Here is an 11,458-nt window from a genome sequence, read left to right as displayed (position 1 = left end):
GAATTGTACCGGCAGCTCTCGACGTTTGCGGATGGTGGCGGGGCAGTTATCTATTTAACCACTGAAATTGAAGAGTTGTTCGGCTTCGCGACGCGTGTGGATGTGTTTGCGAAGTCAAGTCTTTCCGAAAGCCTGCCTTCGCGGAACGTCAGCGAGGAGACCCTGCTGTACGCCATGTTTGGGAGCCGAAATAGCAACGCTGAGACAACCACCGAGGAGGCCGCGTAGTGATCGATATGCTGGATCGTTGGCTTGTAAAGACCAATCTGGCGATGCCCACAGGGCTCGTCGGGCTACTGGTGGGTCTCTCTGTCCTATTCACCCCGCACCTGTTCACCGTCGATGGAATAGCCGGGGCCATACTCGTTGCGGCGCCGCTTATCCTCGCCTCGATTGCGATTACGCCGATCGTGATGGCGGGCCGCGGCGGCGTCGACCTTTCTGTGGGCCCACTCATCGGTTTCATCAATGTGACGATCGTCACTTGGCTGGAGCCACATGGCCTGGGCAGCCCGGTCTTTGTCTTCGGCTACGCCACTCTCGCCGCGATTGCATGGTATGCAATACTTGCGACTGTGATCACCTTCGTCAGGGTGAGCCCCATCATCGTCATGCTAGCCGGTTATATGGTGCTGGCCGGACTCAATCTCGTCATCCTGCCCCGACCCTCGGGAAACGCACCCGGATGGCTAGGTGACTGGGGATTCGGGACCGACATATTCTCGCCGGTTCTGCTGGTTCTCGTCCTCTCGGCCCTAGGCTGGATAATTTTGCGTTCCACGGCGTTGTTCCTGAACATTCAGTTGTTGGGCGCGGACGAAAAGACCGCCTATAGTTGCGGCATTGGCACCGGCGGGGTACGGCTCGCTGCCTACATGATCGGCGGGATATTCGCCGCGATGGCTGCGATTTGCGAGACAGCCGTCATTGGATCTGGCGATCCGACCCAAGGTAACCGGATCACTTTGCAGGCTATCACGGCGCTCGTGCTGGGCGGTACTGCGCTATCGGGGGGAAGAGGCAGTGCCCTTGGTAGCGGGCTTGGCGCGATAGCCATGTTTCTCATCTCCAACCTTTTGTCCGCCTTCAGTTTCGGAGCGATGTCAGGCTTCATCACCCAAGCCGTCTACGGCATGGCCCTCGTGCTCACTTTGCTTGCCACGCTGATCCGGTTCCGGCCCAAGACCTTGAAGGGAGCTACCGGTGAACTCGTCTGAACGGCCATCGTCATTCGCCGCGCTCCTCCGCTATTTGGCTAACCCTGAGCTCAAGGGCGTTGTGCTTGGCGTCGTCATGCTATCGGCGTTGTGCGCTTTAGGCGCGGTGCTCGTGCCAGGTTTCTTCTCGGAATCGAACATTAGATCAATCCTGCTCCTGGCGGCCTTTCTCGGGCTCGCGGCGATGGGGCAGACTTTCGTCGCGCTGTTAGGTGGATTGGATTTGTCGATACCCTTCATCATTGGCTCCGCGAACGTCGGCCTTGCTGCTCTTCTGGGTGCCGGTTTGTCTCCGGTGCTTGCCGTGATCCTCATCGTCGTGGCTGGTGCCGCGGTCGGATTGCTGAATGCACTCCTAAGCTTCCGTCTGCAAAATCAGGCACTCATCGTTTCGCTTGGTGTGGGATTTGCACTCGTCGGCCTTTCCCAGGTCGCAACCAGCATCGGCAACGCTTATGGGGGAAATGTCATGGGAGCGGTTCCTGACCTCCTTAGTCACATCTCAGCAGCCAACGGCACATCGTTTGGCCTGCCGATTGCCCCGGTGGTACTTATCTGGATCGGTGCGACCGCCGTTGTAGCTTTCTTGATGAAGCGAAGCCGGATCGGGCGCGGTTTCTACGCGGTCGGGGGAAATCGCATCGCCGCAGCGCGGCTTTCTTACTCGGCCTTCCGCTACTGGATTTATGCATATTGCCTCTCCGGCGCCCTGGCGGCGGGCACCGGCGTCCTACTTCTCGGCTTTTCTGGAGGTGGATTTGTCGGTGTTGGCGATCCTTACCTGTTTACAACCATCGCGGCAGTGGTTCTGGGCGGAACGTCCTTGCTCGGAGGAGCGGGAGGCCCCACGCAGACCGTCATTGGGGTTCTGGTGCTGCAGGTTCTAACATCGCTGCTCGTTGGCCTTGGGTTCAGTTTCGCCGCTCAACAAGTCGCCTTCGGGCTCATGATCGTACCGATGGTTGCGGTCTATGCGCGGACCCCGCCAATCAGGATGCAGATCTGACGCTGTGAGGGGACAGGCAGGCCCCGGAATTCCCTCTCTTGCCAGCCCTCAATCGATATTGGCTGGCCAAGCAATGCCACTGGCACGCATGCCTTAAGTTGGGTCTAAGAACCTACCCGCTCAAGAGAGCCGGTTCGGGGCGGGCGCCGAAATGATCAGGTAGTATTCCGCTGGCTCGTGAGTCCGGTTTTCGAACCAATGCTCGACGTCGGCCTCGAAGTAGAGCGCGTCGCCCTCCTCAAGAACAGTCTCGTTCTCTGGCGTGCCCACGACTACGCGTCCCCGCGACGCCACGACATGCTTGCCGGTTGCCGACGGGTATGGCGGCAATCGGCCCGTCGACGTGTCGGCAGGCAAGTGATGAAGGACGACTTCGACGGTCATGCCGGCCATGATCGGAGACAGCAGAAAACGCTCGAATCCCGTTTCCGGATCCCGGAATACCTGTCTTTGGTCCTTCGTGACCAAGGCAAAGGCCCGACGCGAAGCAGGTTCGTCGCCAAGCAGAGCTGAAAACGACGCGCCCAAAGCGTGAGCAATACGTTTTGCAACACCGATCGTTGGACTCTTCTCGCCTCTCTCGACCTTCGAAAGCATTGCCCTGCTTACGCCGGACAGCTTTGAGAACTGCTCAAGGGTGAGATTTGCCTGCTCGCGTATCGTGCGGACACGGTCGCCGAACGCGCGGCTGACAGCGTCCTGTCCGGCGCCTCGGGATGCTGCTGGTGATTTCATTCTCTAATTTTCCAGTCCAAATCACTTGGCGTCACTCTACGCACTGAAGTCGCAGATGTCACATTTGCTCGCTGTGACAAATCTGGCCTCTGATGCAGCCTGCCTATCCGTCAGTCAAAATCGGTACCATCTTCTAAGGAAGACATAAATCTCCGATAAAAGATTTCTCTTCCATCGGATAAATTTTCTGCTATGGAAGACGAAGGTGTCAAGGGGAGATGGCTACCCGTGTATGTTCGCAGCGAAAAAATAGAGACGCTCGCCCTTTACGTGGATGGGCAGTCAACACCGCCGGCGGGTGGCGACTATTTCGACAGCATTGATCCATATACCGGGCTGGTATGGTCTCGGGTGCCGCGCGGCACGGCGCATGACGTCGATCAGGCGGTTCGCGCTGCGCATCGCGCCTTCACAACAGGAGCGTGGGCGGAGATGACGCCCACCCAACGCGGGCGTCTACTCTATAGGCTCGGTGACCTCGTCGCTGCAAACGCGGAGAGGCTCGGGGAGCTGGAGGTTCGCGACAACGGGAAGCTGCTCGCCGAGATGCTCGGCCAGATGCGCTACCTTCCGGAGTGGTTCTATTATTATGGCGGCTTGGCCGACAAGGTGGAAGGCGCCGTGACGCCACCCGAGCGGCCCGAGATGATGCACTACATCCGCTATGAGCCAATCGGAGTGGTCGCTGCAATCTCGCCGTGGAACTCGCCACTCGTGCTCACCGTATGGAAGCTTGCTCCCGCACTTGCCGCTGGCAACACTGTTGTGGTCAAGCCGTCAGAATATTCCTCGGCGTCGATGCTCTATCTGGCCGAGCTCTTCGAGCAAGCTGGTTTTCCTGCAGGCGTCATCAATGTCGTCACCGGCATGGGCAACGAAATCGGGGAGGCGCTGGTCAATCATCCTCTGGTAGAACGGATCGCCTTCACGGGCGGCGAAGGAGGCGGGCGTGCCGTCTACCAGGCGGCTGCAAAATCCTTTAAGCGGATCTCTCTGGAGCTTGGTGGCAAGTCGCCAAATATCGTCTTCGACGACGCTGACCTCGACGATGCGGTCAAGGGCGCGGTGGCCGGCATTTTCGCCGCGGCTGGTCAAACCTGCATGGCAGGCTCGCGCCTACTGGTCCACGACAGCATCCACGACGCCTTCGTGGAGAAGCTTGTTGCTTTCGCCGGTAGCGCCAGGCTTGGCGACCCGATGTCCGACGACACCGATGTCGGCCCGATCGCCACTCGACCTCAGTTTGAAAAGGTTCTCGCCTATATCGACATCGCCAAGGGCGAGGGCGCCAAATGCGTACTGGGTGGCGAACGCGTTGAAGGGCTCGGCAACGGTCTGTTCGTCAAACCAACGATCTTCACTGAAGTAAAAAACAGCATGCGCATCGCCCAGGAGGAGGTCTTCGGGCCGATTCTGTCGGTAATTCGCTTTAAGACCGACGAAGAAGCCATCCAAATCGCGAACGACACGCTATACGGCCTCGCCGCCGGCATATGGACCCAGAGCCTAGAACGGGCAATCAACATGCCGGCGAAGTTGCGGGCAGGAACCGTCTGGGTAAACGCCTATCGCGTCGTCAGCTATCTTGCCCCCTTCGGCGGGTTCAAGAATTCTGGCATCGGACGCGAGAATGGCAAGGAGGCCATACGGGAATATCTCGAAGCTAAAAGCGTGTTCATCAATACGAAGCGCGGCGTCCCCTCACCGTTCGTGATGCGTTTGCCAAGTGTTGTGAATACCGAGGGCTAGACGTCCTGCTGGGTAAGTGGCGACAGGTACAAGTGCTTGCCAAAAAATATTGAGGGAGGATGACGTCAATGACAGCAGCAGTCATGAGGCTGAAAGGTATGAAGTTCAGCCAATTCTGGATCGTTGTTGTCATATTCATTATTATGTTTATGACGTTTTCGGTTCTTCTACATGGCTTCTTGACAAAGCTCAATTTGATAGCACTGCTTCAGAACGTTTCGATCTTGGGCATTCTCGGGCTTTCGATGGCGATCATAGTTATCGGCCGCGGTATCGATCTCTCGACGGTCTCCATGCTGGCGGTGCCGCCCGGCCTTGTCCTTCAGTTGGTCCAGGATGGGCACTCGGTGCCGATGGCATTCCTGGCAGCGCTTGGGCTCGTGATCCTATTCTCGCTTATCGTCGGATGGTTCGTGGCGTATGCCGAGGTTCCTTCGCTCTATACGACGCTCGGCGCGGGCATATTCCTGGCGGGATTGGGCCAGTCGGCGTTCTTCACGCTCGACGTCGTGCAGTGGAGCCCGGAGCTTGATGTCATCGCTTGGCTAGGCCGGGGTGATTTATTGGGTGTGCCCAAACCGGTATTTATGTTCGCTTTGGCGGTAATTGGAATCGCCATCTTCCTGAAGAAGACTAAGGTCGGCAACTTCATATACGCCATAGGCGACAATCCCCATGCGGCACGAACCGCCGGCATTCCGACGCGACCGACAATCGTCTTCCAATATGTGCTGGCCGGTCTGATCGCGGCTTTTGGCGGCATCGTCATGGCGGCGTCGATCAGCAGCATGCCGACGCGAATCTATAATTCGACGCTGATCTACGACGTGATCCTGGTCGTCGTTCTGGGTGGTATCGGCCTGAGCGGTGGGCGCGGCGGCGTTCCTAACGTGATCCTGGGTACGGTCTTCATCGGCACCCTGATCAACGGCATGACGATCCTGAATATCTCGTACTCTGCGCAGAACATCATCAAGGGCATCGTTCTTCTGATCGCTCTTCTCGTCGACACGAAAATCAATCCACGGAACGAGGAGACCGCTCAGCAAGGCGACGTTTAGGGACGGGCCTATTTGGCCGCCGTTATTTTAACAAGGGAGGATGACATGAAATACGCATTCAGAAACTGGCTGTCAGCAACGTGTTTCACTGCGATGGCGGCAATAAGCTTCCAGGCGACTTTGTCCATCAGCCATGCGGATGGGTTGGACGATCCGCTACGGGCGCAATATTTGGAGAAGTTGAAGGGAAAGAAGGTCGCATTTCTTCCGATCGCCCTGAGTTTCGATTTGGCCCTTGGTTGGCAGGAGGGTTTGAAGCGGGAACTTGAGCCTTACGGGATCGAGCTGATTGTCCGCGATCCAAACTGGAACTCCAATGCTGGAGCCCAAGCGCTGACAACCCTAATCGCGGCGAAGCCCGATGTGCTCATCGTGCAGAATGCCGACCTGCAAACCTACGCGAAGCTTTTGAAAAAGGCGGAGGCGGAAGGCATCAAAGTCGTTCAGGTCAATATGCGCTCCGTCTACCAGTCGACGGTGTATGTCGGAGCCGACTGGGTTGAGGTCGGCGAGCGCGCGACCTCCGCCGTGGTGGAGGCTTGCAAGGGTAAGTCCGGCAAGATCTCGATCGTGCAGGGCCCGACATCTTCGGCCTCAAGCGCCTTTACGCTGACCGGCGTGCAGAATGTGCTCAAAGACAACCCTCAGATCAAGGTCGTCTCGAGCCAGGCGGCCGACTGGGATGCGGCGAAAGCGAAAGGTATTACCCAGACAGTGCTACGCCAGAACCCCGACCTATGCGGAATCGTGGGCTTCTGGGACGGGATGGATATCGGCACCGGTGCCGCTGTCGTCGAAGCCGGTATGAAGGATCAGGTTTTCCTGGCGACTTCGGGCGGTGGCGAACAGAGAGGCGCATGTGACAAGGTCGCGGACGGGACTTTCGACGTGGACTTCAGCTATGACGTGCCTGCCCAGGCGATGACCATGGCCGGAGTGGCGAAGTGGCTTCTCCAGGCCGCAGCCACATCGGGCGACTCCAAGGGTTCCATCTACACGACCCTCAAAGTGATCACGCCCCAGAATGCGGCCGAGCCGGGTATGTGCTGGCGGCTTGGAAAGTCCTGACGCGCAGGCGCCAGGCATCGCTGCCGCTTCAATGTCCATGATGCGCAGCAGGTCCTCCCAGGACCGGGTTGCGTCGGCTGCGGCCGGCGCAACCCAACCTGCCGAGAGCCTCTTCGGCCGTATGATCGGTCCTTGATATTTTTTCTCGCCGGGGACAATTCTGTGAAACCTCACGGTACTCAAAGCGAAACTGTTGCGAAAACCGAGCCAGCCTATGTTGATGGCTCGCGCTGGCGCGAACCAACATTGTCTCAGAAGATTGTCCAGTTCCGATATCGGTACTGGCCCGACCACGTCCTGGGTGAAATCCTGGCAAAGCGGTGGATGGAGACTGCAATCCCGGTATTGCTGCTGATCGCCATTACCGTCGCCATGTCGTTTCTGACCCCGGATTTCATGACCCTTGGCGGCATATCCGACACACTGCAGCAAGCTGCCGAGATCGGCTTCGTGGTTCTTGGTCTGACTCTCGTCATGATCGTCGGGGGTATCGACCTTTCTGTTGGATCGATCTTCGCGCTCTGCAATTTTGTAGCGCTGTACCTAATTGGCGTCGTCGCGGCTCCATTTGCAGTCGTTGTCCTGGCTACGGTCGCTTGTGGCTGTCTCCTTGGCCTCGTGAACGGCATCCTGATCGGATATTTCCGGCTTAGAGCGTTTTTGACTACGCTGATAACCCTGATCATATATCGCGCCACCTACGACATGCTGATCCTTGATCATGCGTTGGAGATCGCTGGAAGCCTCCCGGATTCACGGGCGTGGGAGCTACTTTCCGAGGCCGCGTTCCTAGGTTTTCCCTTGGTCGCCTGGGTGTTTGCCGCAGTCGCTATCTATGGCCACATCTTTCTCACACGACTGCGTCCGGGTTGGCACATTAATGCGATCGGCGGTGCCCGCCGCTCTGCATACAACAGCGGCATCAACGTTCGCCGAACGGTCACCTTGACCTATCTTGGCTCAGGCGGGCTCACCGCCATCGGAGCGCTTTTTTACGCATCTCGCCTGGGATCCGCGGGGGGCGACATCGGCGTCGGTTTGGAGATCACAGCGCTCACCGCGGCAGTGATCGGCGGTATCAGCTTGGGCGGCGGCAAGGGTAGCGTCACGAAGGCCACGGTCGGCACGCTGATCGTCCTGATCTTGATCAACGGCGCGACCAATATGGGCTTCGTGGGCGGCATCAACCGCATCGCGCTTGCGACGATCTTGCTCGGCGCAGCAGCCATTGACATCAGGTGGCTGAAAAACAAGCACCGAATCGTCAGCAAGATCTATGTCAGCCCTGCATATCATTTCATGGGGCCATTGATTTCCACCGACCCAAAGGACGGCGGAGTCTGGGGTCTCAACGACAAGCTGAGCGATGTCAACGTGATTGGTCTCGGACAGGTCGAGGGTGCGGAGGACGTGATCCTCGACCGGAACAATTATCTCTATGGCGGCTCGCGTCTCGGCGACATCGTCCGGTTCGTTCCGCCAGACTACAAAAAGATGGAAATCTTCGCGCATATCGGCGGCCAGCCTCTCGGCATGGCCTTCGACCGCCACGACAATCTCTATGTCTGTGTCGGCGGCATGGGCCTCTATCGCGTCACGCCGTCAGGCAAGGTGGAGAAGGCAACCGACGAGACGAACCGTAGTTATACCTCCGTGAATGACGATAGCCGGCTGCGTCTGGCGGACGACCTCGATATTGCCGACGACGGACGCGTTTTCTTCTCGGAAGCGACGAAGCGTTTCGAGATCCATGATTGGCCGATCGACGCGCTTGAGGCGCGGGGAAACGGCCGTATCATCTGCTACGACCCCAACACCAATAAGACTCATACTGTCCTCGACCATCTCATCTTTCCGAACGGCGTCTGCATTGGATCGGATAATCAGTCCTTCCTTTTCGCCGAATCCTGGGGGTGCACGGTCAAGCGCTACTGGTTCGACGGCCCGAAGAAAGGCAAGTTGGAAATGGTGCTTCACAACCTTCCGGGCTATCCCGACAACATCAACCGAGCTTCCGACGGCAATTATTGGATGTCATTGGTTGGCATGCGTAGCCCGGCGCTCGATCTCGCCTGGCAGATGCCGGGGTTCCGTCGGCGCATGGCCAAACGCGTGCCCCAGGACGAGTGGCTCTATCCAAACCTGAACACTGGATGTGTGCTCAAGTTCAACGACAAGGGTGAAATCCTGGAAACGTTCTGGGACCTTCACGCGGTGAACCATCCGATGATCACGTCGATGCGCGAGCATCGTGGGCACCTCTATCTCGGCGGCCTGACGAATAATCGGATCGGACAGTTCAAGCTGAAGGCTGCGGATCCGAACTACGTTCAATACGACTTCAGGTGGGGAAAACGTGATGCTTGAGCTTCTCCGTAGGGTCAGTGACAACATCAGGGGTCGCGGCGAAGCCGCGATCACCATTCCAATCTTCGATGGTGCGCTGAAGCCGAACAGCCTGCTCGAAGATGCTTCAATCCTGGATGAGTTCGAAGCGCCCGAGGATCTCGCTTCCGACGGCAAGACAATTTATTTGGCCGATGGCCAGCGCATCCTCTCTCAAGTAAACGGCAAATGGAAAGTGATGGCCACGCTCGATAGGCCCATCACGGCCTTGGCCTGCATGCCTCATGGTGGTCTCGCCGTCGCGCTGGACGGCAAGGAAGTCCGCATTTTGGGCGGCCCGTTCGATGGGCGAAGCTGGAAATCCGTGGACGGCAAGCCTTTCAATGCCGTCAATGGAGTAGGCGTGCGCGAGGATGGATCGGTCGCGGTCTCGGACGGCTCGGCCGAGTATCCATATCGGCAATGGAGCCATGATGTGATGACGAAGGGGCACACGGGCCGGGTTGCTCTGTTGAATCCGGTCGACGGCGGCGCCAAGGTGCTTGCAAGCGGACTGTCCTACGCGTTTGGGGTTCTGGCGTCTGGCGGGACCATCTGGTTCTCCGAAAGTTGGAAGCATCGTGTCGTCAAACTTGACGATAAGGGGCGGGCGACATTCATCGTCGTCGACCATCTGCCGGGCTATCCTTGCCGGCTGTCGCCTGCCTCCGACGGTGGGGCCTGGCTGTCGGTGTTCGCAGGTCGCACCCAGTTGATCGAATTCGTGCTGCGCGAACCGACCTATCGCAAGAGGATGGTTGCGGAAGTCGACCCGAAATATTGGATTGCGCCGGCGCTGAGTTCAGGCCGCACGTTCCTAGAGCCGCTGCAGGGCGCGGGCGTGAAAATGCGCGGCGTGTTGAAGCCGTGGGCGCCGCCGCGATCCTACGGACTCGTCATCAAGCTCTCGGCTGCGGGACTGCCGCAGTATTCGTTTCACAGCCGCCTCGGCGGGCGAAACCATGGCGTGGTGGCCACGGCGGAATGCGACGGCTTCCTTTTCGTCCTGTCGAAGGGAAGCGGCAGAGTTCTGAAAATGAGAGTCCCTTCCCAGGGAGGAATTTGACACCATGTCCGACACGGTACTGGAACTTCGGGCCGCCACGAAGAAGTACGGCTCAGTCAAGGCGATCGACGAGATCGACTATCAGCTGCTGCGCGGAGAGGTTCATGCGATCCTGGGTGAGAACGGCGCGGGCAAGTCCACTCTGACCAAGGTAATGGCAGGTGTGGTGCAACTGACGTCAGGCAAGATGTTCCTCGATGGCAACGAGGTTACACCAAAATCTCCAAACGAGGCCAATAAGCTCGGCGTGGCGATGGTCTTTCAGGAGACAAGTCTGGTACCGACCATGACGGTTGCCCAGAACCTGTTTCTCGGCAATGAGCGCTATTTCAACCGTATGCGCGGCATCAATATCGAGGCGCAGCAGTTCCTACAGTCGCTGCAGTTCGACGTCGAGCCGGCCATGGTCGTCAGCCTGCTGGGTGCGGCTAAGAAGCAGATGGTTGAGATCGCGAGAGCGGTTCTGCAGAAGGCCAAGGTTATTATTTTCGACGAGCCCACGGCGACGCTCACACCGGAGGAGAAACAGCACTTCTTCCACCTTGTTTCGGTGCTCAAGACCCGCGGCATATCGATCATCTTCATCAGCCACGCCCTGGAGGAGGCACTGATGATCTCAGACCGGATCACGGTGCTGCGCGACGCCAAGCACATCGTGACCGATCTCACGAAAAACTTCGATCAAGCTCGCATCGTCAAAGCCATGATTGGTCGCGACATTTCGCAAACCCTCTATGGGAACAAGAAGAGCTTCGTGCGACCGGCCGGCCGGCGGGTTCTTTCGGTTCAGAACCTTCGTATGGCTTCGATGGTGAAGAATAATTCGCTGTCGGTCTTTGCCGGGCAGATAACCGGAATGTTCGGGCTCGTCGGTTCGGGGCGGACCGAGACGTTTAAGGTCGTCGCCGGTGTCATCAAGCGTGATATGTTCCACGGCGGCGAGATCGTCTTTAATGACAAGAAACGGACCTATCTCGTTCCTGCTCCGGCTGTAAGGGATGGCATCGCGTACATTACGGAAGACCGAAAATTTGAGGGTTTTTTCGAAACGAAATCTATCTCGTGGAACATATATCTCGGCCTGCTGGCAAAGCTTGGCCGGGGGAGGGCTCTCGTTTCAGAGGACGAGGCGACCAAGTACGGCAATAATTGGGTCAAGCGGCTCAACATC

General features: G+C 58.0%; 9 protein-coding genes and 1 pseudogene. 9 read left to right on the top strand and 1 reads right to left on the bottom strand.

Annotated features, from left to right (window positions below; genetic code table 11):
* The 3 genes and pseudogenes from EN943_RS37790 to EN943_RS28945 all read left to right on the top strand — a co-directional run.
* Positions 1 to 228: pseudogene (locus EN943_RS37790) on the top strand (sugar ABC transporter ATP-binding protein); the annotation flags it as partial.
* 8 nt (positions 229 to 236) lie between these two features.
* Positions 237 to 1,217, top strand: coding sequence for an ABC transporter permease (locus EN943_RS28950; protein WP_127415589.1), 981 nt, complete (start codon positions 237 to 239; stop codon positions 1,215 to 1,217).
* Positions 1,204 to 2,223 (top strand): ABC transporter permease, encoded by a 1,020-nt coding sequence (locus tag EN943_RS28945; protein WP_245476012.1) that lies wholly within the window; start codon positions 1,204 to 1,206, stop codon positions 2,221 to 2,223. The genes EN943_RS28950 and EN943_RS28945 overlap by 14 nt, the downstream gene beginning before the upstream one ends.
* A 120-nt stretch (positions 2,224 to 2,343) precedes the next feature.
* Here EN943_RS28945 and EN943_RS28940 read toward each other — a convergent pair whose 3' ends face one another.
* Entirely contained in the window at positions 2,344 to 2,958 is a 615-nt protein-coding gene (locus EN943_RS28940) for an XRE family transcriptional regulator (RefSeq protein WP_023816625.1), read from the bottom strand.
* Between the two features lie 249 nt (positions 2,959 to 3,207).
* On the opposite strand from EN943_RS28940, the gene EN943_RS28935 reads away from it, so the two are divergent.
* The 6 genes from EN943_RS28935 to EN943_RS28910 all read left to right on the top strand — a co-directional run.
* Positions 3,208 to 4,707, top strand: a complete 1,500-nt coding sequence (locus EN943_RS28935; protein WP_245476014.1) for an aldehyde dehydrogenase — start codon at positions 3,208 to 3,210, stop codon at positions 4,705 to 4,707.
* Positions 4,708 to 4,775: 68 nt separating this feature from the next.
* Positions 4,776 to 5,768, top strand: coding sequence for an ABC transporter permease (locus EN943_RS28930; protein WP_245476011.1), 993 nt, complete (start codon positions 4,776 to 4,778; stop codon positions 5,766 to 5,768).
* A gap of 45 nt (positions 5,769 to 5,813) precedes the next feature.
* Positions 5,814 to 6,836, top strand: coding sequence for a sugar ABC transporter substrate-binding protein (locus EN943_RS28925; protein WP_127415584.1), 1,023 nt, complete (start codon positions 5,814 to 5,816; stop codon positions 6,834 to 6,836).
* 246 nt (positions 6,837 to 7,082) lie between these two features.
* On the top strand, positions 7,083 to 9,203 hold the full coding sequence (locus tag EN943_RS28920; protein ID WP_245476013.1) for an SMP-30/gluconolactonase/LRE family protein: 2,121 nt from the start codon (positions 7,083 to 7,085) through the stop codon (positions 9,201 to 9,203).
* Positions 9,204 to 9,369: 166 nt separating this feature from the next.
* The gene (locus tag EN943_RS28915) at positions 9,370 to 10,287 is read left to right on the top strand and encodes a strictosidine synthase family protein (protein ID WP_245476010.1); all 918 of its coding nucleotides are present in this window, start codon (positions 9,370 to 9,372) and stop codon (positions 10,285 to 10,287) included.
* 4 nt (positions 10,288 to 10,291) lie between these two features.
* The coding region (locus EN943_RS28910; RefSeq protein ID WP_164778432.1) for a sugar ABC transporter ATP-binding protein at positions 10,292 to 11,458 on the top strand (1,167 nt) is incomplete at its 3' end.

The organism is Mesorhizobium sp. M7A.F.Ca.US.006.01.1.1 (assembly GCF_003997935.1).
GTDB lineage: Bacteria > Pseudomonadota > Alphaproteobacteria > Rhizobiales > Rhizobiaceae > Mesorhizobium.
The sequence above is the reverse complement of the archived record's forward strand: the minus strand, read 5'-3'. Positions and strand labels throughout refer to the sequence as shown.

What these genes read in the sequence shown, in the direction of transcription:
- EN943_RS28950 (WP_127415589.1), top strand. Translation starts at nt 237, where the DNA reads ATGCTGGATCGTTGGCTTGTAAAGACCAATCTGGCGATGCCCACAGGG.
- EN943_RS28940 (WP_023816625.1), bottom strand. Translation starts at nt 2,958, where the DNA reads ATGAAATCACCAGCAGCATCCCGAGGCGCCGGACAGGACGCTGTCAGC.
- EN943_RS28930 (WP_245476011.1), top strand. Translation starts at nt 4,776, where the DNA reads ATGACAGCAGCAGTCATGAGGCTGAAAGGTATGAAGTTCAGCCAATTC.
- EN943_RS28925 (WP_127415584.1), top strand. Translation starts at nt 5,814, where the DNA reads ATGAAATACGCATTCAGAAACTGGCTGTCAGCAACGTGTTTCACTGCG.